Consider the following 20474-nt stretch of genomic DNA (forward strand, 5'->3'; position numbering starts at 1 on the left):
GCCCTAGAGCCGCCCGGTCGACAGCAGCCGCGGCTGCGCGTCCAGCACGGTGCGCAGGGAGGCGAAGTTCTCCACGCAGCGCCCGGTGCCGACGGCCACACAGTCCAGCGGGTCGTCCGCGATGAGCACCGGGATGTCGAGCTCCGAGCTCAGCCGCACGTCCAGCCCGCGCAGCAGCGCGCCGCCGCCCGTCAGCACGATGCCGCGGTCCATGATGTCGCCCGACAGCTCCGGCGGCGTCTCGTCCAGGGTCTGCCGCACGGCCATGACGATCGCGTCCACCGGCTCCGACAGCGCGTGCCGGATCTCGTCGGCCGTCAACTCCAGCGTCTTGGGCAGACCGCTGACCTGGTCCCGGCCGCGGATGGTGCAGCGGTCCCCGGGCCGCAGGCCCTGGGTCTCCTCCGGATCGCCGGCCGCCTCGTCCTGCTCGGCCACCCGGCGGGCGAGGGCAGCGAGCCCCGCCTCCGACCAGTAGCCCCCCGGCGAGGCGGAGCCGATGCTCATCTTGATCTCCTCGGCGGTGCGCTCACCGATCGCGAGGGCGTACTTCTTCTTGATGTACGACATGATCGCCGCGTCCATCGCGTCGCCCGCCGTACGCACCGAGCGGGCGGTGACGATGCCGCCCAGCGAGATCACCGCGACCTCGGTGGTGCCGCCGCCGATGTCGACGACCATGCAGCCGGTGGGCTCGCTGACCGGCAGGCCCGCGCCGATCGCCGCCGCCATAGGCTCCTCGACCAGGTGCACCTGACGGGCACCGGCGGAGGAGGCGGCCTCGATGACGGCCCGTCGCTCGACGCCCGTGATGCCGGACGGCACGCACACCACGACGCGCGGCCGGGAGAAGAGACGGTTGCCCATCACCTTCTTGATGAAGTGCCGCAGCATCCGCTCGGCTATCTCGAAGTCGGCTATGACGCCATCGCGCAGGGGGCGGATGGCGACGATGGTCGAGGGGGTGCGCCCGATGGTCTCCTTGGCCTCGAAGCCGACCGACAGCACGCTGCCGTCCTCGGCGTTGACGGCGACGACCGAAGGTTCGTTGAGCACCACTCCCTTCCCCCGTACGTACACCAGCGTGTTCGCGGTGCCGAGGTCGATACCCATGTCCCTGCCGCTGAACGACTTGCTTTGCGCCATAAGTCGCCAGTATTCCCTACGATCGAATGTTTATACGGCGCTAACAGGGCTGAGAGAACCGACAGGCACATGCGAAAGGCCCGGACCGCCGTGGCGGTCCGGGCCTTCGAGCCGACGAGGGGTCAGCGGTTGTCGTGCTGCGACGGCGCGACCGTCACCTCGACCCGCTGGAACTCCTTCAGGTCGCTGTAGCCCGTGGTGGCCATCGCACGGCGCAGGGCGCCGAACATGTTCATCGAGCCGTCCGGGGTGTGCGAGGGACCGGTGAGGATCTCCTCGGTGGAGCCGACCGTGCCCAGGTTCATGCGCTTGCCGCGCGGCACGTCCTCGTGGACGGCCTCCATGCCCCAGTGGAAGCCACGGCCCGGCGCGTCGGTGGCGCGGGCGAGCGGGGAGCCCATCATCACGGCGTCGGCACCGCAGGCGATGGCCTTCGGCAGGTCGCCGGACCAGCCCACGCCGCCGTCGGCGATGACGTGGACGTAGCGGCCGCCGGACTCGTCCATGTAGTCGCGGCGGGCGGCGGCGACGTCGGCGACGGCGGTGGCCATCGGGACCTGGATGCCCAGGACGTTGCGGGTGGTGTGCGCGGCGCCGCCGCCGAAGCCGACGAGGACACCCGCGGCGCCCGTGCGCATCAGGTGCAGGGCGGCCGTGTAGGTGGCGCAGCCGCCGACGATGACCGGCACGTCGAGCTCGTAGATGAACTGCTTGAGGTTCAGCGGCTCGGCGGCGCCCGAGACGTGCTCGGCGGAGACGGTCGTGCCGCGGATCACGAAGATGTCCACGCCGGCGTCGACGACGGCCTTGGAGAACTGCGCGGTGCGCTGCGGGGAGAGCGCGGCGGCGGTCACGACACCGGAGTCGCGGACCTCCTTGATGCGCTGCCCGATCAGCTCTTCCTTGATCGGCTCGGCGTAGACCTCCTGCAGACGCTTGGTCGCGGCGGTCTCGTCCAGCTCGGCGATCTCGGCGAGCAGCGGCTCCGGGTCCTCGTAGCGGGTCCACAGGCCCTCGAGGTTGAGCACGCCGAGGCCGCCCAGCTCACCGATGCGGATGGCGGTCTCGGGCGAGACGACCGAGTCCATCGGGGCGGCCAGGAACGGCAGCTCGAAGCGGTAGGCGTCGATCTGCCAGGCGATCGAGACCTCCTTCGGGTCGCGGGTACGGCGACTCGGGACGACGGCGATGTCGTCGAAGGCGTACGCCCGGCGGCCGCGCTTGCCGCGCCCGATCTCGATCTCAGTCACGTGTGTGGCCTTTCACTTTCCTTGGCGCTCCGTCTGCCGCATCCAGTATCCCCGACGCGGCGGAGCCCGCGGCCTTTCGGTCGCGGGCTCGGGTGGCGCTGTGCGAAGCTCCGACTACTACCGGCGGGAGTAGTTCGGCGCTTCGACCGTCATCTGAATGTCGTGCGGGTGGCTCTCCTTGAGACCCGCCGACGTGATCCGCACGAAGCGGCCCTTGTCCTTGAGCTCCTGGACGTCCGCCGAGCCGACGTAGCCCATGGAGGCCCGCAGACCGCCGATGAGCTGGTGGGCGACCGAGGCCAGCGGGCCGCGGTAGGGCACCTGGCCCTCGATGCCCTCGGGCACGAGCTTGTCCTCGGAGAGGACGTTGTCCTGGAAGTAGCGGTCCTTGGAGAAGGAGCGGGCCTGTCCGCGCGACTGCATCGCGCCGAGCGAGCCCATGCCGCGGTACGACTTGAACTGCTTGCCGTTGATGAAGACCATCTCGCCCGGCGACTCCTCGCAGCCCGCGAGCAGCGAGCCGAGCATCACCGTGTCGGCACCGGCGGCGATCGCCTTGGCGATGTCGCCGGAGTACTGCAGACCGCCGTCGCCGATCAGCGGCACGCCGGCGGCGTGGCAGGCCTGGGCGGCCTCGTAGATCGCGGTGACCTGCGGGACGCCGATGCCGGCGACGACGCGGGTGGTGCAGATCGAGCCGGGGCCGACGCCGACCTTGACGCCGTCCACGCCGGCGTCGATCAGGGCCTGGGCGCCCTCGCGGGTGGCGACGTTGCCGCCGACGACGTCGACGTTGATGTTGGACTTGACCTTGGAGATCATGTCGAGGATGCCGCGGCTGTGGCCGTGGGCGCTGTCGACGACCAGGAAGTCCGCACCGGCCTCGACGAGCGCCTGGGCGCGCTCGAAGGCCTCGGCGCCGACGCCCACCGCGGCGCCGACGACCAGGCGGCCCTCGGAGTCCTTGGCGGCGTTGGGGTACTTCTCGGCCTTGACGAAGTCCTTGACCGTGATGAGGCCCTTGAGGACGCCGGCGTCGTCCACCAGCGGCAGCTTCTCGATCTTGTGGCGGCGCAGCAGCTCGATGGCGTCCTCGCCGGAGATGCCGACCTTGCCCGTCACCAGCGGCATCGGGGTCATGATCTCGCGCACCTGGCGGCTGCGGTCCAGCTCGAAGGCCATGTCACGGTTGGTGACGATGCCGAGCAGCTTGCCCGCGGGGTCGGTGACCGGCACACCGCTGATGCGGAACTTGGCGCACAGGGCGTCGGCCTCGGCCAGCGTGGCGTCCGGGCGGACCGTGATCGGGTCCGAGACCATGCCGGACTCGGAGCGCTTGACCAGGTCGACCTGGTTGGCCTGGTCCTCGATGGAGAGGTTGCGGTGCAGCACGCCCGCGCCGCCCTGGCGGGCCATGGCGATGGCCATGCGCGCCTCGGTGACCTTGTCCATGGCGGCGGACAGCAGCGGGATGTTGACCCGTACGTTCCGCGAGACGCGGGAGGAGGTGTCCACGGCGTTCGGCAGGACCTCGGAGGCGCCCGGCAGCAGCAGGACGTCGTCGTATGTCAGACCGAGCATCGCGAATTTCCCGGGCATTCCGTCGACGTTGTCAGTCATGACACCTTCCCAAATGGTCTTGCACCGGCGAGGACTCCCATGCTAACGGCCGTCACGGGTGTCCCATTCCACGAGCACTGAGGCTCGCGTCACTTGGAGGTTCGTATGAATACGTCCGAGGATCGCCGCCCGGTCCGCCCCGCGCCGCCCGCTCACTGCTCCGCGAGGGCACGGAGCCGGCTGAGCGCACGATGCTGGGCGACGCGCACGGCGCCCGGCGACATGCCGAGCATCTGCCCCGTCTCCTCGGCCGTCAGCCCCACGGCGACCCGCAGCAGAACCAGCTCGCGCTGGTTCTCCGGAAGGTTGGCGAGCAGCTTCTTGGCCCACTCCGCGTCACTGCTGAGCAGCGCCCGCTCCTCCGGCCCGAGGGAGTCGTCCGGCTGCTCGGGCATCTCGTCGGAGGGCACGGCCGTGCTGCCCGGGTGCCGCATGGCGGCCCGCTGGAGATCGGCGACCTTGTGCGCGGCGATGGCCACGACGAAGGCCTCGAAGGGGCGCCCGGTGTCGCGGTAGCGCGGCAGGGCGCACAGCACCGCGAGGCAGACCTCCTGTGCGAGGTCGTCCACGAAGTGCCGGGCGTCGCCCGGCAGCCGCGACAGGCGCGTGCGGCAGTAGCGCAGCGCGAGCGGGTGCACCAGGGCGAGCAGGTCGTGGGTGGCCTGCCGGTCACCCTCCACCGCGCGGGCGACGAGCGCGCCAATAGCTGTGGTGTCGTCGTCGCGCATCGGTCCATGGTGCCTTGACGCCGGATTGTCCGTGGCACCGCATCCGTAGTTGTGCACCGAAGCGTTATGAGCGGGTGCGCCGGCGGTCATCTCCCGCACCTTCCCATCACGCCTGCCCGAGCCGTCCCCGAGGAACTCCATACTCCAAGGATGCGGCAGCGCGCGGGAAACGTGCAGCGGGCCGGGAAACGGCGGCTCCCGGGCGGGCGGCCACAGCGGCCCGCCCCGCCCGCTCCCCGGCGGGCGGGGTACGTCAGTCCCCCGCGTCGACGCACGGCAACTACCGTCCGGAACTGCCCGCCGCCGCCCTAGCGGACCAGGCCCCAGCGGAAGCCGAGCGCCACCGCGTGCGCCCGGTCCGAGGCGCCCAGCTTCTTGAAGAGCCGGCGGGCGTGGGTCTTGACCGTGTCCTCCGAGAGGAACAGCTCACGGCCGATCTCGGCGTTGGAGCGGCCGTGGCTCATGCCCTCGAGCACCTGGATCTCGCGCGCGGTGAGCGTGGGCGCCGCGCCCATCTCCGCCGAGCGCAGCCGCCGCGGGGCGAGCCGCCAGGTCGGGTCGGCGAGCGCCTGGGTCACGGTGGCGCGCAGCTCGGCCCGCGAGGCGTCCTTGTGGAGATAGCCGCGCGCCCCGGCGGCGACCGCGAGCGCGACACCGTCGAGGTCCTCGGCCACCGTGAGCATGATGATGCGGGCGCCGGGGTCCGCGGAGAGCAGCCGGCGGACCGTCTCCACGCCGCCCAGTCCGGGCATGCGTACGTCCATCAGAATGAGGTCCGAACGATCGGCGCCCCAGCGGCGGAGGACTTCCTCGCCGTTGGCCGCCGTGGTCACGCGCTCGACGCCGGGCACGGTCGCCACCGCGCGACGGAGCGCTTCTCGGGCAAGCGGGGAGTCGTCGCAGACGAGGACGGATGTCATGGCCGCCCTCCGCAGCTGATGCGCGTCACCTTGAGCCTCCAGAGGCTGGTACTGATCGTCACCTGTGCGATTGACGACGCCCGGGCACCTGCCACCCGCCCGACTGCTTCATGCGTCAACCGCCTCCGCACTCTCAACGACGGTCACCCGAAAGAGTTACGGGCTCGGTCGGCCGTGTTCGGCACTCTACGTGAGGGCGCGGACACGGAGCAGGGCGCACAGGGGGCGCCCTGCCCACCAGCCAAGCTATGCCCCATTTGCCCAGTCGGGCCTGTTTTTCTTCCCATTTGCTGGTGTCTGTGGCTAGATTCGCAATGAGTCATATTTTCATCTGCTCACACGACAGATGCATGGCAGAGCTATGGACGGGTACTGCAACGGATCACTCCGGATCGGATCGATCCGGGCACTCCGGCAGATTGCTTCGACAGGTCACATCGACACATCGCTTCGACAGATCGTCTCGAGGGGATAAGCAATGGCAGATTTCTCCCGCCTTCCCGGTCCCAACGCCGACCTGTGGGACTGGCAGCTCCTGGCGGCGTGCCGAGGGGTCGACAGTTCGCTGTTCTTCCATCCCGAGGGCGAGCGGGGCGCGGCCCGCAGCGCCCGTGAGACCTCCGCGAAGGAGGTGTGCATGCGCTGCCCGGTGCGCGCCGAGTGCGCCGCGCACGCGCTGGCGGTACGGGAGCCCTACGGCGTGTGGGGCGGCCTGACCGAGGACGAGCGCGAGGAGCTCATGGGGCGCGCGCGGCATCGGTCCATCACGGCGAGCAGCGCGGGCGCCGGCGCGATGACCGCCTGAACGCCCGGGGCGCACCACGGGAGTGGTGAAACGTTTCAGCTGAGCGGGGCCCGCTCAGCCGGCGGCGCTCAGCGGCGCCCCGCCTCCACCAGCCGGTCCAGCATGGCCGCGACCGCCGGGACCCGGGCCAGATCCGGCAGCGTGAGGGCCACGATCTCGCGCTGCACGACCGGCTCGACGGGCACCGTACGCGCGCCCTTGGGGCGCACCGACTCCAGCGCCAGCTCGGGCATCACGGCGACCCCGAGCCCGGCCCCGACCAGCCCGAACACGGCCGGGTAGTCGTCCGTCGCGAAGTCGATGCGCGGGGTGAAGCCCGCGCTCTCGCAGACCTCCACCAGGTGCCGCCGGCAGCGCGGACAGCCCGCGATCCAGGGCTCGCGCTCCAGCTCGGCGATCCCGATCCGCTCCGCGCCGGCGAGCCGGTGCCCCTCGGGCACCACGCCGATGAGGCGGTCGGTCAGCAGCGGTCGTACGACGAGGTCGTCCCACTCGGCGCCCGCGGCGGGGTCGGCGCCGCGCACGTCGGGGTAGCGGAAGGCCAGCGCGATCTCGCAGTCGCCCGCGCGGAGCATCTCCACCGAGCGCGGCGGCTCCGCCTCGACGAGGGAGACACGGGTGCCCGGGTGCGCGGCCCGCATCTCGGCGAGCGCGGAGGGCACCAGGGTGGAGCTGCCGCTGGGGAAGGACACCAGCCGCACCCGCCCGGCCCGCAGGCCCGCGATCGCCGCGATCTCCTCCTCGGCGGCGGTCAGGCCGGCCAGGATGCCCGTCGCGTGCCGCACGAGGGCCTCGCCCGCCTCGGTCAGGCGCATCTCACGGCCCGTACGGATCAGCAGGGGGGTGCCCGTCGACTGCTCCAGGGCCTTCATCTGCTGGCTGACGGCGGGCTGGGTGCAGCCCAGGTCGCGCGCCGCGGCCGAGAACGAACCGGTGGCGGCCACCGCACGCAGCACCCTCAGATGACGAGCCTCGATCATAGAACCGAGCATAAGCCCACCTTGGGGCGGATGATGAATATTGGCTGGCTCCTTTGAGCCACGCCCGCTTACTCTTGGTGCCCATGCACCTGATCTCCGTGAATGTGGGCCGCCCCCGTACCGCCGACGACCGTCCCGGCTTCCCCGGCGCCTTCGCGGAGGGCCTGGAGAGCGGCATCGACAAGCGCCCGGTGGAGGGGCCCGTCGAGGTGGCGGCCCCGGGCCCGAAGGGCACGGCGGGCAGCGGCCTCGCCGGGGACGCGGTGGTCTCCCTGCGTCACCACGGCGGGGACGACCAGGCGGTGTACGCGTTCGCCCGCGAGGACCTCGACGGCTGGGAGCGGGAGCTGGGCCGCCGGCTGCCGGACGGCGCGTTCGGGGAGAACCTCACCACGAGCGGCATCGACGTCAACGGCGCGCGCATCGGCGAGCGTTGGCGCATAGGTACGGATCTGCTGCTGGAGGTCACCGCGCCGCGCATCCCCTGCCGTACGTTCGCCGACTGGCTGGGCGAGAGCGGCTGGATACGCCGGTTCACCCAGGAGGCGGCGCCCGGTGCGTACCTGCGTGTCATCGAGCCCGGGCGGATCCGCGCGGGAGATGCCGTCACCGTCGTCCACCGCCCGGCCCACGACGTGAGCGTCTCCCAGGTCTTCCGTGCCCTGACGACCGAACGGGCCCTGCTGCCCGGCGTGCTGGCCGCCGGGGACGCGCTGCACCCGGAGACGCGGGCGAAGGCCCTCGCGTACAGGGAGCGTCAGGAAGCGTCCGAGGGGCGCCCGCAGGGGCGGCGAGAGGCCGGGGACGGCAGCCAGGACGGGGTGCGGAGCACTAACGTTCCTGTATGACGACTGCACTGATCACGGGAGCCACGGCCGGCATCGGCGCGGCCTTCGCACGGCGGCTGGCGGCCGATGGACACAATCTGGTCATCGTGGCCCGCGACGAGAAGCGGCTGAGCGAGCAGGCGACCGAACTCCACGACCGCCACCGGGTGGAGGTGGAGGTGCTCCGCGCGGACCTCTCCGAGGAGAGCGGCATCGCCACGGTCGAGGCCCGGCTCTCGGACCGCAAGAACCCGGTGGACCTGCTGGTCAACAACGCGGGCTTCGGCAACAAGGGCCGTTACCTCGAGGTTCCGATGGCCGACGAGCTGATGATGCTGAAGGTGCACATCGAGGCGGTGCTGCGGCTGACCTCGGCCGCGACGGCGAGCATGCGCGAGCGCAGACGCGGCGGGGTGGTCAACGTCGCGTCGGTGGCGGCGTTCGTCCCCCGTGGGACGTACGGGGCGAGCAAGGCGTGGGTGGTGCAGTTCACCCAGGGTGCCGCGCGGGACCTGGCGGGGAGCGGGGTGCGGCTGATGGCGCTGTGCCCCGGCTTCGTACGGACGGAGTTCCACCAGCGGGCCGGCATGGGCGTGGACAACGTGCCCGGCTGGATGTGGCTGGACGCGGACAAGCTGGTGGAGGCCGCGCTGAAGGACCTGGCGCGCGGCAAGTCGCTGTCGATCCCGGATCCCCGGTACAAGGCGCTGACGGGCCTGATGAAGCTGGCCCCGCGCCGGGCGGTCTCGCGCGCGAGCGCGACGACGGGCCGCCGGTACGGGCCGAACTGAGCCCTGGCCGACGCCGTAGCGCGCCTCTCGGGTGGGCCGATTCAGGACTAGCCTGGACATATCACCCGGGAGGCGCCATGACATTCGTACAAGTGATCGACTGCAAGACGCGCCGGTACGACGACATGAACCGGCTCATGGACGACTGGGTCGCCGCCACCGAGGGCAAGCGCACCGCCACCCACTCGATCGTCGGCCGCGACCACACGGACGACGAGCACTATGTGGAGATCATCGAGTTCCCCTCCTACGCCAAGGCGATGGAGAACTCGAACCTCCCGGAGACCAACAGGATCTTCGAGGAGATGGTCGCGCTCTGCGACGGGATGCCGTCCTTCACCGACCTGGACGTGGTCCGCGACGAGCAGCTGAACAAGGCGACGGTCCGCCGCTTCTACGAAGAGGTGGCGGTGGGCGGCGATCTGGACCTCGTCGACGAGCTCTTCACCGCCGACTACCGCGACCACGACATCGCCAAGGCGGAGGAGACCACGGTCGGTTCCGACGTCATCAAGCAGGACGTCACCGGCTGGCGCGCCGCCTTCGACTTCACCTTCACCCTCGAGAGCGTGCTGGCCGAGGGCGACCAGGTCTGCGTCCTGTGGACCTGGCGGGGCGTCCATCAGGGCGACTTCATGGGCCTGCAGCCGACGGGCCAGGAGGTCTCGATGAAGGGCACGACGGTCTGGCGCTTCGAGGACGGGAAGATCTGCGAGGGCTGGTGGAACGAGGACCTGCTGGGGCTGCTGCGCCAGCTGGGCGCGGTGGACGCGTAGCGGAATCCACGGCGGGTCCGTGGCCGGAGCCCTGAACGGCCGCGGCCCGGTCTCCCCTCGCGGGGAGACCGGGCCGGGCCGTCGTACGGGGTGCGTCAGTGCGCGTGGCCGTGACCGTGGCCGTGACCGGCCTCGGCGGACTCCTCTTCCTTCTTCTCGACGACCAGGGTCTCGGTCGTGAGCAGCAGGGAGGCGATGGACGCGGCGTTCTCCAGGGCGGAGCGGGTGACCTTGACCGGGTCGATGACGCCGGCCTTCACCAGGTCGCCGTACTCGCCGGTCGCGGCGTTGAAGCCCTGGCCCTTGTCGAGCTCGGCGACCTTCGAGGTGATGACGTAGCCCTCGAGGCCGGCGTTCTCGGCGATCCAGCGCAGCGGCTCGACGACGGCGCGGCGGACGACCGCGACACCGGTGGCCTCGTCGCCGGACTTGCCCAGGCCGCCCTCCAGCACCTTGGCGGCGTGGACGAGAGCGGAGCCACCACCGGAGACGATGCCCTCCTCGACCGCGGCGCGGGTCGCGGAGATGGCGTCCTCCAGACGGTGCTTCTTCTCCTTGAGCTCGACCTCGGTGGCCGCACCCACGCGGATGACGCAGACGCCACCGGCGAGCTTGGCGAGGCGCTCCTGGAGCTTCTCGCGGTCCCAGTCCGAGTCGGTGGACTCGATCTCGGCCTTGATCTGGGCGACGCGGCCGACGACGTCCTCGTGGTTGCCGCCACCGTCGACGATGGTGGTGTCGTCCTTGGTGATCGTCACGCGGCGGGCGGAGCCCAGCACGTCCAGACCGGCCTGGTCGAGCTTGAGGCCGACCTCCTCGGCGATGACGGTGGCACCGGTGAGGGTGGCCATGTCGCCGAGCATCGCCTTGCGGCGGTCGCCGAAGCCGGGGGCCTTGACGGCCACGGCGTTGAACGTGCCGCGGATCTTGTTGACGACGAGGGTGGAGAGCGCCTCGCCCTCGACGTCCTCGGCGATGATCAGCAGCGGCTTGGAGCCACCGCCCTGGATGATCTTCTCCAGCAGGGGCAGCAGGTCCTGGATCGAGGCGATCTTGCCCTGGTGGATCAGGATGTACGGGTCGTCGAGGACGGCCTCCATACGCTCCTGGTCGGTGACCATGTACGGCGAGAGGTAACCCTTGTCGAAGGCCATGCCCTCGGTGAAGTCGAGCTCCAGGCCGAAGGTGTTGGACTCCTCGACGGTGATGACGCCGTCCTTGCCGACCTTGTCCATCGCCTCGGCGATGAGCTCGCCGACCTGCTTGTCCTGCGCGGAGAGCGCGGCGACGGCGGCGATGTCGGCCTTGTCGGCGATCGGGCGGGCGGTCGCCAGCAGGTCGTCGGAGATGGCCTTGACCGCGGCGTCGATGCCCTTCTTCAGGGAGGCCGGGGAGGCGCCGGCGGCGACGTTGCGCAGACCCTCGCGGACCAGCGCCTGGGCCAGCACGGTCGCGGTGGTGGTGCCGTCACCCGCGATGTCGTTGGTCTTGGTCGCCACCTCCTTGACGAGCTGGGCGCCCAGGTTCTCGTACGGGTCGTCGAGCTCGACCTCGCGCGCGATGGTCACACCGTCGTTGGTGATGGTGGGGGCGCCGAACTTCTTGTCGATGACGACGTTGCGGCCCTTGGGACCGATCGTCACCTTCACGGTGTCGGCGAGCTTGTTGACGCCGCGCTCAAGGGCGCGACGGGCGTCCTCGTCGAACTTCAGGGTCTTGGCCATGGGTTACGTATCCTTCGCCGTATCTCTCAAACGAACTGCGCCCCGGGCGCCCGGCTAGCAGGCACGGGAACCAGGGGCGCAGATCAAAAGCTTCGAAAGCTCGAAAGCCTCGGGCTCGAAAGCCTGGGGTGAATTACTTCTCGACGATCGCGAGGACGTCGCGAGCCGAGAGGACGAGGTACTCCTCGCCGTTGTACTTCACCTCGGTGCCGCCGTACTTGCTGTAGAGCACGACGTCACCGACCTGCACGTCGAGCTCGACGCGCTTGCCGTCCTCGAAACGGCCCGGGCCCACGGCCAGGACGACGCCCTCCTGGGGCTTCTCCTTGGCGGTGTCCGGGATGACCAGGCCGGAGGCCGTGGTCTGCTCGGCGTCGAGCGGCTGGACCACGATGCGGTCCTCGAGCGGCTTGATGGCAACCTTGGAGCTGGCGGTCGTCACGATCCGACCTCCCCCTTCGGAGATCTCACGGGGTTAACTGTCTGAGGTGGCGACCTGGTGGATCCGTCGTCGCGGGTGCCGGATCTGCCCGTCGCCGTGTTTGGCACTCACCGGTGGAGAGTGCCAACGGAGCCGAGACTATGACGCGGTTAGCACTCGGTCAAGCGGAGTGCCAATTCATCGCGCGGCGCACCGTGCCTACCCCCGCCGGGTCAGAGGTAGTCCTCCAGTCGCGCGACCGTGTACCCCTGGGCCTGGATGCTGCGCAGCATGTTGGTGACCATCCTGGTCATCGAGGTGCCCTTGAGCTCCTGCGGCCCGCGGAAGTGGGCGAGGACGATGTCGCCGGGGCGCAGCTTGTCGCTCTGGGCGTAGCGCATGTCGTTGATCTGCATCGTCACCTCCCACAGCACGAGGGCCCGCACCCCGCAGGACCCCGCCGCGGCGAGGGTGGCGTCGTTGTAGTTGCCGTAGGGCGGCCGGAAGAGCGCGGGCCGGGTGCCGAAACGCTTCTCCAGGGCGTCCTGCTGTCCGCATATCTCGCGCCGCTGGGCGTCGGCGGACAGGGTGCGCAGATTGGGGTGGGTCAGGGTGTGGTTGTCGACGCCGTTGCCGAGGGCGCGCAGCCGGTCGAAGTAGCCGTAGCCGCTGCCCGCGCGGGAGATGCTGTCCGTCAGGAACATCGTGAACGGCAGCTTCAGCTCCTCGGCCATCTTCAGGAACTGGGGATCCTTCTCGGCCCCGTCGTCGATGGTCACGAAGACGACCTTGTCCTGGGTCGGTATCCGCCGTACGACCTTGGGCGCCGCGCCCGTCCCGGCGTCCTGGAGCAGCTTCGCGGCGGGGGGCGCGGGCGGTGCGGCGAGCGGCTTGTCCAGTCCCCAGCGGCGGTACGCGTCGTCGGGCGCGGCGGAGGCGGAGGGCGCGGCCGTGCCGGACCGGCCGGGCTTCTGCGAGGCCTTCGGGGCGTCGGAGGACGAGCCGGAGCACCCGGCGAGAACTCCGGTCAGCAGCATGGCGGCGGAGGCGAGGGCGGCGGCGCGGAGGCGGCCGGAAACAGACGGGCTCACGCGGACGATTGTTGTGCATGCGTTCGATGAGCGCGCGGGCGCGGGGTGCGCCCCGTACGGGCCTCAGGGCGCGGGCAGCGCCGCCACCGCCGCGGCCCACGGATACGACTCCACGCTGTCGCCCCGCGCGGGGTCGTAGCCGTCCTTTCCCAGCAGGACGGTCACGCCCGCCGCACGCAGGAACGCCACGCTCCGGGGGAAGGCGGGGTGCGCGGCCTGCGCGGCGCCCAGGTGCGGCAGGGCGACCTGGGGCAGCCCGAGGCCGATCGCCTCGGTGATCAGGCCGAGCGCCAGGGTGTCGGAGATGCCGGCGGCCCATTTGCCGATCGTGTTGAAGGTGGCGGGCGCGACCAGGATCGCGTCCGGCGGGGGCAGCACGTCGGGCTCCCCGGGCAGCTTGTACTCGTGCCGTACGGGGTGGCCCGTCAGCGCGGCCAGGGCGGGGACGTCCGCTTCCAGCCAGCGGTGGGCGTACGGGGTGAGGATCAGGCACACGTCCCACCCGGCGGCCTGGGCGGCACGGACTCCGTCGGCGGCCCGGACGGCCGGCGCGGCGGCGCAGCAGACCAGGTACAGGGTGCGCTTCGCGGTCGTCGTCACCAGGGCAGTCCACCGCGTGGGGCACCGGCCCGCAAGAGAGAATGAGACACGTGCCCGCACCGATCACCCCCCTCGACGCCTTCGCCGCCCTCCTCACCGACGAGGGCCGCGCCCTCCTCGACGGGCTGCGCGACTACGACCCCTCCCAGGAGCTCGCCACGGCGACCCGGCTGCGCCGCGAGCACCCCGCGGAGCTGGTCTCGGCGGCGCTCGGGCAGGCGCGGCTGCGCCAGCGCGCGGTGGCGAAGTTCGGCGCGGAGGACGCCTACCGCATGTTCTTCACGCCGAACGGCGTGGAGCAGGCCACGCGCGCCTCTGTCGCACTCCACCGCGCCCGGCGCTTCGAGGCCCTCGGCGTACGCAGCCTCGCCGACCTCTGCTGCGGCAACGGCGGCGACGCCATCGCGCTGGCCCGGGCCGGCATCTCGGTGCTGGCCGTCGACCGCGACCCGCTGACCTGCGAGGTCGCCCGTGCCAACGCCGAGGCGCTGGGCCTGGCCGACCTCATCGAGGTGCGCTGCGCCGATGTCACGGACGTCGACACCTCCGCGTACGACGCCGTCTTCGTCGACCCGGCCCGGCGCGGCGGCCGGGGCCGCATCTTCGACCCGGAGGCGTACTCGCCGCCGCTGTCCTGGGCGATCGAGGCGGCCCGCTCGGCCCCCCGCGCCGCCCTCAAGATCGCCCCGGGCGTGCCCCACGAGGCGGTCCCCGACGACGCCGAGGCCGAGTGGATCTCGGACGGGGGCGACGTGAAGGAGGCCGTGCTGTGGTTCGGCACGGGGCCGGGCACCCGGCGGGCGACGCTGCTGCCGGGCGGTGCGTCGCTGGTGGGGCGGGGCCTGCCGGACCCGGCGGTGCGGCCCGTGGGGCGCTATCTGTACGAGCCGGACGGCGCGGTGATCCGGGCGCACCTGGTGGCGGAGGTCGCCGAGGAGCTCGACGGCGGGCTGATCGACGAGACGATCGCGTACGTGACGAGCGACGAGCTGCGCGCGACGGATCACGCGGCGGCGTACGAGATCACGGACGTGCTGCCGTTCAACCTGAAGAAGCTGAAGGCGATCGTGCGGGAGCGCGGGATCGGGGTCGCCGTCATCAAGAAGCGGGGATCGGCGGTGGAGCCGGAGGAGCTGCGGAAGAAGCTCAAGCTCGCGGGGCCGAACACGAGCGTCATCGTGCTGACGCGGGTGGCGGGCGCGCCGGCCATGCTGTTGGGACGGCCGGCGCGGCCCACCGGGTGAGGGTTACGAGTTACGAGTAGAGGTTGTCCTTGCTCAGCTCGTGGAAATGGTCGTGGTCATGGGAGTGGCCGTGCCCGTGGTCATGGTCGTGGCCCGGCACATGCGGCTCCGTCACCGGAAGCGACGAGTCCGCCGACAGGTCCCACGACGACGCCGCACGCCCCCGGGCCACCATCTCCGCGCCCAGCGCCGCCACCATCGCGCCGTTGTCCGTGCACAGCTTCGGGCGCGGCACGCGCAGCGTGATGCCCGCGTCCTCGCAGCGGCGCTCGGCCATGGCCCGCAGGCGGGTGTTGGCCGCGACCCCGCCGCCGATCATCAGGTGATCGACGCCGTGGTCCTTGCACGCGCGGACGGCCTTGCGGGTCAGCACGTCCACCACCGCCTCCTGGAAGGAGGCGGCCACGTCCGCCACCGGGACGTTCTCGCCGGCCGCCCGCTTGGCCTCGATCCAGCGGGCCACGGCGGTCTTCAGGCCGGAGAAGGAGAAGTCGTATATCGGGTCGCGGGGGCCGGTCAGGCCGCGCGGGAAGCGGATGGCCTCCGGGTCGCCCTCGCGGGCGTAGCGGTCGATGACCGGGCCGCCGGGGAAGCCGAGCTGGAGCACGCGGGCGATCTTGTCGAAGGCCTCGCCCGCCGCGTCGTCGATGGTGGAGCCGAGCGGGCGGACGTCCGCGGTGATGTCGGGGGCCAGCAGCAGCGACGAGTGGCCGCCGCTGACCAGCAGGGCCATCGTGGGCTCCGGCAGGGCGCCGTGCTCCAGCTGGTCGACGCAGATGTGCGAGGCCAGGTGGTTGACGCCGTAGAGCGGCTTGCCCAGGGCGTAGGCATAGGCCTTGGCCGCCGAGACGCCGACGAGCAGGGCGCCCGCGAGGCCGGGGCCGGCCGTGACCGCGATGCCGTCGAGGTCCTTCGCGCTCACCCCGGCCTCCTTCAGGGCGCGCTGGATCGTCGGGACCATGGCCTCCAGGTGCGCCCGGCTCGCGACCTCGGGGACCACGCCGCCGAAGCGGGCGTGCTCGTCGACGCTGGAGGCGACCGCGTCGGCGAGGAGCGTGTGGCCGCGGACGATGCCGACGCCCGTCTCGTCGCACGAGGTTTCGATGCCGAGGACGAGGGGTTCGTCAGCCTTGCGAGCCATGGGTCATTCCTTGCACTGCGGAGGTCGGATCGGTCAGGCGCATCACGAGCGCGTCGATGTTGCCGGGCTGGTAGTAGCCGCGGCGGACGCCTACGGGCTCGAAGCCGAAGCGCTCGTACAGGCGCTGGGCGCGGGTGTTGTCGACGCGCACCTCGAGCAGCACCTCGTGGCACTCGAAGGCGGTCGCGGTCGTCAGCAGTTCGGACAGCAGGCGGGCGCCCAGGCCCGTGCTCCAGTGGTCCCGGTCCACGGCGATGGTCTGGACGTCGCCGGTGCCGTCGATGGCCGCGAGCCCGGCGTAGCCGATGATGCGCGGCGCTCCCCCGGCGGCCGGCAGGTCCTCCGCCACCACGTAGCGCCGGTTGGCGTTGGCGCCCCGGGCGTGGGCCAGCTCGGACCAGAAGAGCCCCTTGGACCACGCGTCGTGCGGGAAGAGCTCGCGCTCCAGCTCCAGCACCGGTGCGATGTCCCACCAGCGCATCTCGCGGATGCGCACGGTCGCGGTCGACTCGCTCACTGCGGTGTGACCACCTTGTAGTTGGCCGGCACCTGTGCGTCCGGGCGGCGCAGGTACAGCGGCTGGCCCGGCAGGAACTCCCCGCCGGTGCGCAGCTTCTCGGCGGCCAGGGCCGCCAGCGCGCCCGCCGACTGGTGCTGCGGCAGATCGGCCCGTACGTCCGTGAAGGCGTCCGGGTAGAGGACGGCGCCCGCGCCGACGGCCGTGAGGCCGGCGACGCGCTCGGCGAGCTCGGCCGGGCGGTCCACGGCGGGTTCGGTGAGGCGGGTGCGGGCGTCGGCGTACCGCGCCCAGTAGACCTCCTTGCGGCGGGCGTCCGTCGCCACGACGAACTCGCCCTCCAGGCCCGCCTGCCCGGCCGCGTAGGCGATGCCGTCGAGCGTGCACAGGCTGTGGACGGGGACGTCCAGCGCGGCGGCGAAGGTGGCGGCCGTGACGATGCCGACGCGCAGGCCGGTGTAGGGGCCGGGGCCGACGCCCACGACGATGCCGGTCACGGCGTCAAGCTTGCGGCCCGCCTCGCCGAGCACCCGGTCCACGGCGGGCAGCAGCAGCTCGCCGTGCCGGCGGGCGTCCACCTGACTCGACTCGGCGACGACGGACTCGCCGTCGTAGAGGGCGACGGTGACAGCGGGGGTGGCGGTATCCAGAGCGAGCAGCAGCACACGACAAGCCTACGGCGCGCCGTGGGGCGTCCGGTGCGCGGATCGGCCGCCGCCGGGGGCGCGGCGGGGTCACGGGCCGGGTGCTACGGTCAGCCGCAAAGCCGTACGAGCCCTCTGCGCCGTATGAGTGGTGCCTGTGACCGGCGAGAACCCGGCGGGTACCGCCGGGAGCGGAACGAGGCCGTACGCCGGAACGACGTCGTACGCGGGACAAGCCGTACGGCAGGACGAAAGGGTGCGCAGCGTGGCACGCAGCAGCTCGGGGGTCATCGTGGCCGCGCTCACCGCGGCGGCACTGGCCGGAGTCGGCTTCCTGGCCGTCCAGGCGGAGGCCGCGCCCGACCGCCCCGCGAGCGCGCACGCGGCGGGCAAGGACTCCTCCGGCAAGGCGAAGGACCAGGGCCAGGACGCCTCGGACAAGGGCAAGGCGGACGCCGGCCAGGACCAGGGCGCCGCGAACCCCGTCCCGGCGAACTCGGGCTCGGGCCTGCGGGTCGTCTACGCGCTCGCGCAGAAGCGGGTGTGGCTGGTCGGCTCCGACGACAAGGCCACCCGGACCTTCGAGGTGGCGCCCAGCGCCGTGAATCCGCCGCCTGGGACGTACGCGGTGACCTCGCGGGACGCGAACGTGACCGGTTCCGACGGGACCCCGATCGAGCACGTGGTGCGCTTCCACCGGAACGCGGCGGGCGTCGTCTTCGGCTTCAGCGCGGCCGTCGACGGCTCCTCGCCGAAGCCGGCGCCGGGGGCGAAGACCGGCGGCATCCGCGAGACCCCGGCGGACGGCCAGGCGATGTGGGAGTTCGCGGTGAACCACACGAAGGTCGTCGTCGTTCCGTAGCCCGTCGGCTCGCCAGCTCCGTGACGCCGCCCGGCCCACGACCACGGCCGCGCCGCGTCACCCGTCCGGGCTAACGCCGGAAGGCGACGCCTCAGGCTGCTTCTCGCTGATCCCGCTCGCCCGTCTCCGGGCCGCCTTCCGGCGCCGCGGCGGCGGGGCCCGACGCCTCGGGCGCCGTGGGCGGTGTGGAGACGGCGTCGGCCGCGGCGCAGGCCGCGAGGAGGTCGCGCATCGACGGGGACCGCTCCTCAAAGCGGTTCGCCATGGGGGCAGCGGGCTCTCGGGCCGACATGAATGCCTCCTGGGGCAGCTCGGACCAGCGGAGAAGTTAGGCAGCCCTAACCGACTCTCCGCTCTCCATGTGACCACGCCCGGAGCCGCGCGCGCAACATCTTGCCGACGGCTTGTCGGAATACACGGCTTGCCGCATACACAGCGGCCGGCCGGGCCCCGACGCCCGGCTGTCCCCGCGCGGCTCAGCCCAGTGCGGCTCAGCCCAGTGCGGTGAGGTCGACGTCCGCCCAGCGCTCGCCCACGCCCGTCACGGTGACGCTGCGGACGTCGTCGGCGTCGTCGGCCGGGGCGTCCAGACCGACGGCCCGCTCGATGACGACCCGCAGCCGGTCGTCCGACAGCTCCTCGACCTTGCCGTCGCCCCACTCCACGACGATCACGGACTCCGGCAGCGAGACGTCGAGGTCCAAATCCTCCATCTCGTCCAGCCCGCCGGAGAGGCGGTAGGCGTCGACGTGGACCAGGGCCGGGCCGTCGCCCAGCGGCGGGTGCACCCGGGCGATGACGAAGGTCGGGGAGGTCACGGCGCCGCGGACGCCGAGGCCCTCGCCCAGTCCCCGGGTCATCGTCGTCTTGCCGGCGCCCAGCTCGCCCGAGAGCAGGACCAGGTCGCCGGGGCGCAGCAGCCCGGCCAGCCTGCGGCCCAACTCGCGCATGTCCTCGGCGGACTTGACGGTGAGCTGCGCGGCCGGGGCCGCCGGGGTGGCGGAGGTGTCGTGCGGGACGTTCATATCCGCCGATGGTACGGGGCCACGGGGCCCGGGCGGCGGTGCGGGGCTCAGCCGCCCGGTTGCGCTCCGGCCGCACGCCCCTGCCGGACCCCGGCCGCGCCGGCCGCCGCCAGCAGGGCGGCCAGGTGCGTACCGACCGTCGCCGGCTGCTCCAGCATCACCATGTGGCCCGCGCCGGGGACGACGACCAGCTCGGCGTCCGGCAGGGCCGCCGCGATGACCTCGCTGTGCCCGCTCGGCGTGATCATGTCCTTCTCGCCCGCGAGGACCAGCACGGGAAGGTGGTCGAAGGCGGCCAGCGCCGCCACCTTGTCGTGCTCGTCGAACGCCGGATAGAAGGCGGCGACCACGTCCACCGGCGTCGCCTCCAGCAGCCGCTCGGCGAACCGGGCGACGGCCGGGTCGACGTCCTTCGACCCGAACGAATAGCGCCGGATGATCCCCGCGAAGAGGTCCGCGGTCGCCCGCCGCCCCTTCTCCACGAGCTCGGTCTGCGCCGCCATCAGCTTGAACGCACCCGGCAGGATCGCCCGGCGCACCACGTTCATGCCGGCGGCCGGGAGCCCGTAGGTGACCTCGGAGAGCTTGCCCGAGGACGTGCCCACGAAGGCCGCGCCGACGACGCGCCCGGCGATCAGCTCCGGGTACTGGGCGGCCAGGGCCATGGTCGTCATGCCGCCCATCGAGTGCCCCACCAGCACCAGGGGCCCCTCGGGGGCGGCGGCGTCGATGACGGCCTTCAGATCGCGGCCCAGGAGGTCGATGCTGACCGCCTCCGAGCCGCTCTTCGCCCGCCCGGAGCGGCCGTGGCTGCGCTGGTCCCAGAAGACGGTGCGCACGGTGCCGCGCAGGGCGGCGCGCTGGAAGTGCCAGGAGTCCTGGCTGAGGCAGTAGCCGTGGCTGAAGACGACGGTGACGGCGGGCGCGGGCCGCCGCCCGGGGAGCCGGGAGCGGCCGCCCTCGGGCCGCTCGACCTCGTCCACCTCGTAGTAGAGCTCGGTGCCGTCCTCGGCGACCGCGACGCCGGGCGTGCCGCGCAGCGTCCCGTACGGGCCGGAGGCGTCCAGGGCGAGGCGGGCCTTGCGGCGCATGCCGCGCCCGACTGTCAGCCGCTCCACGGCCACCCCGACCGCGGCTCCGGCGGCGACGATCCCCACGGCGGCACCCGCCACGCCGGCCACGCCCGCTCCGCGCCGCCAGGCGCTCGCCGCGGCCGTGGCTCCCGCGACCGCCGTGGCTCCCGCGACCGCGGTCGCACCCGCGGCCGTCGTGGTCCCGGCCACCGCCGCGGCCGCGGTGGCCGCACCTGCGGCCGTGGCCGCCGTGGCCCTCGCGCCCGTACTGTCGCCGCCCTCGCTCATC

22 protein-coding genes are annotated in these 20474 nt (G+C 72.1%); 6 read left to right on the plus strand and 16 right to left on the minus strand.

The genetic code is table 11. The annotated features are described in order from the left end of the window. Positions 1-3 precede the first annotated feature (3 nt). The 5 genes from AB0G59_RS07775 to AB0G59_RS07795 all read right to left on the minus strand — a co-directional run bounded on the left by AB0G59_RS07775 (position 4) and on the right by AB0G59_RS07795 (position 5664). Positions 4-1146, minus strand: coding sequence for a rod shape-determining protein (locus AB0G59_RS07775; RefSeq protein WP_360909136.1), 1143 nt, complete (start codon positions 1144-1146; stop codon positions 4-6). A gap of 122 nt (positions 1147-1268) precedes the next feature. Further along, positions 1269-2396 (minus strand): GuaB3 family IMP dehydrogenase-related protein, encoded by a 1128-nt coding sequence (locus tag AB0G59_RS07780; RefSeq protein WP_071964501.1) that lies wholly within the window; start codon positions 2394-2396, stop codon positions 1269-1271. A 117-nt stretch (positions 2397-2513) separates the two neighbouring features. After that, entirely contained in the window at positions 2514-4016 is a 1503-nt protein-coding gene (guaB, locus tag AB0G59_RS07785; protein WP_360909138.1) for an IMP dehydrogenase, read from the minus strand. A gap of 152 nt (positions 4017-4168) precedes the next feature. Beyond that, on the minus strand, positions 4169-4744 hold the full coding sequence (locus tag AB0G59_RS07790; RefSeq protein ID WP_206279852.1) for a sigma-70 family RNA polymerase sigma factor: 576 nt from the start codon (positions 4742-4744) through the stop codon (positions 4169-4171). Between the two features lie 308 nt (positions 4745-5052). Beyond that, positions 5053-5664, minus strand: coding sequence for a response regulator transcription factor (locus tag AB0G59_RS07795; protein WP_003948568.1), 612 nt, complete (start codon positions 5662-5664; stop codon positions 5053-5055). Between the two features lie 478 nt (positions 5665-6142). Between AB0G59_RS07795 and AB0G59_RS07800 the strand changes: the two genes are divergently transcribed. Continuing rightward, positions 6143-6469, plus strand: a complete 327-nt coding sequence (locus AB0G59_RS07800) for a WhiB family transcriptional regulator (RefSeq protein WP_071964502.1) — start codon at positions 6143-6145, stop codon at positions 6467-6469. A gap of 68 nt (positions 6470-6537) precedes the next feature. On the opposite strand, the gene AB0G59_RS07805 is transcribed toward AB0G59_RS07800, so the two are convergent. After that, entirely contained in the window at positions 6538-7449 is a 912-nt protein-coding gene (locus tag AB0G59_RS07805) for a LysR family transcriptional regulator (RefSeq protein WP_360909141.1), read from the minus strand. Between the two features lie 83 nt (positions 7450-7532). Between AB0G59_RS07805 and AB0G59_RS07810 the strand changes: the two genes are divergently transcribed. From AB0G59_RS07810 to AB0G59_RS07820, 3 genes are all read left to right on the plus strand, one after another. Further along, complete coding sequence (locus AB0G59_RS07810) at positions 7533-8297, plus strand: MOSC domain-containing protein (protein WP_360909143.1); 765 nt, start codon at positions 7533-7535, stop codon at positions 8295-8297. After that, complete coding sequence (locus tag AB0G59_RS07815) at positions 8294-9067, plus strand: SDR family oxidoreductase (protein ID WP_360909145.1); 774 nt, start codon at positions 8294-8296, stop codon at positions 9065-9067. Before AB0G59_RS07810 ends, AB0G59_RS07815 begins: the two co-directional genes overlap by 4 nt. Positions 9068-9144: 77 nt before the next feature. Then, positions 9145-9843 (plus strand): ester cyclase, encoded by a 699-nt coding sequence (locus AB0G59_RS07820; RefSeq protein ID WP_360909147.1) that lies wholly within the window; start codon positions 9145-9147, stop codon positions 9841-9843. A gap of 95 nt (positions 9844-9938) precedes the next feature. On the opposite strand, the gene groL is transcribed toward AB0G59_RS07820, so the two are convergent. The 4 genes from groL to AB0G59_RS07840 all read right to left on the minus strand — a co-directional run bounded on the left by groL (position 9939) and on the right by AB0G59_RS07840 (position 13679). Further along, complete coding sequence (groL, locus tag AB0G59_RS07825) at positions 9939-11567, minus strand: chaperonin GroEL (protein WP_360909149.1); 1629 nt, start codon at positions 11565-11567, stop codon at positions 9939-9941. A gap of 133 nt (positions 11568-11700) precedes the next feature. Then, the gene (gene groES / locus AB0G59_RS07830; RefSeq protein WP_071964505.1) at positions 11701-12009 is read right to left on the minus strand and encodes a co-chaperone GroES; all 309 of its coding nucleotides are present in this window, start codon (positions 12007-12009) and stop codon (positions 11701-11703) included. A 212-nt stretch (positions 12010-12221) separates the two neighbouring features. Further along, positions 12222-13079 carry a polysaccharide deacetylase family protein gene (locus tag AB0G59_RS07835; RefSeq protein ID WP_360909151.1) on the minus strand — a complete coding sequence of 286 codons (858 nt, stop codon included), beginning with the start codon at positions 13077-13079 and terminating at the stop codon, positions 12222-12224. A 63-nt stretch (positions 13080-13142) separates the two neighbouring features. After that, positions 13143-13679 (minus strand): flavoprotein, encoded by a 537-nt coding sequence (locus AB0G59_RS07840; protein ID WP_071964507.1) that lies wholly within the window; start codon positions 13677-13679, stop codon positions 13143-13145. Between the two features lie 50 nt (positions 13680-13729). Between AB0G59_RS07840 and AB0G59_RS07845 the strand changes: the two genes are divergently transcribed. Next, a complete protein-coding gene (locus AB0G59_RS07845) occupies positions 13730-14923 on the plus strand; it encodes a methyltransferase domain-containing protein (protein ID WP_360909154.1) in 1194 nt (397 codons plus the stop codon). A gap of 10 nt (positions 14924-14933) precedes the next feature. Here the strand turns inward: AB0G59_RS07845 and tsaD are convergent, their stop codons facing one another. From tsaD to tsaB, 3 genes are read right to left on the minus strand one after another with little or no spacing between them, the layout of a single operon-like run. After that, entirely contained in the window at positions 14934-16064 is a 1131-nt protein-coding gene (gene tsaD, locus AB0G59_RS07850; RefSeq protein WP_360909156.1) for a tRNA (adenosine(37)-N6)-threonylcarbamoyltransferase complex transferase subunit TsaD, read from the minus strand. Next, complete coding sequence (rimI, locus tag AB0G59_RS07855) at positions 16048-16545, minus strand: ribosomal protein S18-alanine N-acetyltransferase (RefSeq protein WP_360909355.1); 498 nt, start codon at positions 16543-16545, stop codon at positions 16048-16050. The genes tsaD and rimI overlap by 17 nt, the downstream gene beginning before the upstream one ends. Before the next feature lie 32 nt (positions 16546-16577). Beyond that, positions 16578-17246: a tRNA (adenosine(37)-N6)-threonylcarbamoyltransferase complex dimerization subunit type 1 TsaB gene (tsaB, locus tag AB0G59_RS07860; RefSeq protein ID WP_360909158.1), complete on the minus strand. Its 669-nt coding sequence runs from the start codon at positions 17244-17246 to the stop codon at positions 16578-16580. 244 nt (positions 17247-17490) lie between these two features. Between tsaB and AB0G59_RS07865 the strand changes: the two genes are divergently transcribed. Continuing rightward, positions 17491-18087, plus strand: a complete 597-nt coding sequence (locus tag AB0G59_RS07865; protein ID WP_360909160.1) for a hypothetical protein — start codon at positions 17491-17493, stop codon at positions 18085-18087. A 91-nt stretch (positions 18088-18178) separates the two neighbouring features. Here AB0G59_RS07865 and AB0G59_RS07870 read toward each other — a convergent pair whose 3' ends face one another. The 3 genes from AB0G59_RS07870 to AB0G59_RS07880 form a co-directional block, all read right to left on the minus strand. Then, complete coding sequence (locus AB0G59_RS07870; protein WP_360909162.1) at positions 18179-18379, minus strand: hypothetical protein; 201 nt, start codon at positions 18377-18379, stop codon at positions 18179-18181. 199 nt (positions 18380-18578) lie between these two features. Then, positions 18579-19112 carry a tRNA (adenosine(37)-N6)-threonylcarbamoyltransferase complex ATPase subunit type 1 TsaE gene (gene tsaE / locus AB0G59_RS07875; protein ID WP_360909164.1) on the minus strand — a complete coding sequence of 178 codons (534 nt, stop codon included), beginning with the start codon at positions 19110-19112 and terminating at the stop codon, positions 18579-18581. 47 nt (positions 19113-19159) lie between these two features. Then, positions 19160-20473 (minus strand): alpha/beta hydrolase, encoded by a 1314-nt coding sequence (locus AB0G59_RS07880; protein ID WP_360909166.1) that lies wholly within the window; start codon positions 20471-20473, stop codon positions 19160-19162. Between the last annotated feature and the right edge of the window lies 1 nt (position 20474).

This window comes from Streptomyces sp. NPDC021096 (assembly GCF_040641275.1).
Taxonomy (GTDB): domain Bacteria; phylum Actinomycetota; class Actinomycetes; order Streptomycetales; family Streptomycetaceae; genus Streptomyces.

Excerpts from the sequence above, each read along its gene's own strand:
- tsaD (WP_360909156.1), bottom strand. The coding sequence starts at position 16,064 with ATGGCTCGCAAGGCTGACGAACCCCTCGTCCTCGGCATCGAAACCTCG.
- AB0G59_RS07795 (WP_003948568.1), bottom strand. The coding sequence starts at position 5,664 with ATGACATCCGTCCTCGTCTGCGACGACTCCCCGCTTGCCCGAGAAGCG.
- AB0G59_RS07810 (WP_360909143.1), top strand. The coding sequence starts at position 7,533 with ATGCACCTGATCTCCGTGAATGTGGGCCGCCCCCGTACCGCCGACGAC.
- groL (WP_360909149.1), bottom strand. The coding sequence starts at position 11,567 with ATGGCCAAGACCCTGAAGTTCGACGAGGACGCCCGTCGCGCCCTTGAG.
- AB0G59_RS07815 (WP_360909145.1), top strand. The coding sequence starts at position 8,294 with ATGACGACTGCACTGATCACGGGAGCCACGGCCGGCATCGGCGCGGCC.
- AB0G59_RS07820 (WP_360909147.1), top strand. The coding sequence starts at position 9,145 with ATGACATTCGTACAAGTGATCGACTGCAAGACGCGCCGGTACGACGAC.
- guaB (WP_360909138.1), bottom strand. The coding sequence starts at position 4,016 with ATGACTGACAACGTCGACGGAATGCCCGGGAAATTCGCGATGCTCGGT.
- tsaE (WP_360909164.1), bottom strand. The coding sequence starts at position 19,112 with ATGAACGTCCCGCACGACACCTCCGCCACCCCGGCGGCCCCGGCCGCG.
- AB0G59_RS07800 (WP_071964502.1), top strand. The coding sequence starts at position 6,143 with ATGGCAGATTTCTCCCGCCTTCCCGGTCCCAACGCCGACCTGTGGGAC.
- AB0G59_RS07775 (WP_360909136.1), bottom strand. The coding sequence starts at position 1,146 with ATGGCGCAAAGCAAGTCGTTCAGCGGCAGGGACATGGGTATCGACCTC.
- AB0G59_RS07880 (WP_360909166.1), bottom strand. The coding sequence starts at position 20,473 with ATGAGCGAGGGCGGCGACAGTACGGGCGCGAGGGCCACGGCGGCCACG.
- rimI (WP_360909355.1), bottom strand. The coding sequence starts at position 16,545 with ATGCGCTGGTGGGACATCGCACCGGTGCTGGAGCTGGAGCGCGAGCTC.
- AB0G59_RS07870 (WP_360909162.1), bottom strand. The coding sequence starts at position 18,379 with ATGTCGGCCCGAGAGCCCGCTGCCCCCATGGCGAACCGCTTTGAGGAG.
- AB0G59_RS07790 (WP_206279852.1), bottom strand. The coding sequence starts at position 4,744 with ATGCGCGACGACGACACCACAGCTATTGGCGCGCTCGTCGCCCGCGCG.
- AB0G59_RS07805 (WP_360909141.1), bottom strand. The coding sequence starts at position 7,449 with ATGATCGAGGCTCGTCATCTGAGGGTGCTGCGTGCGGTGGCCGCCACC.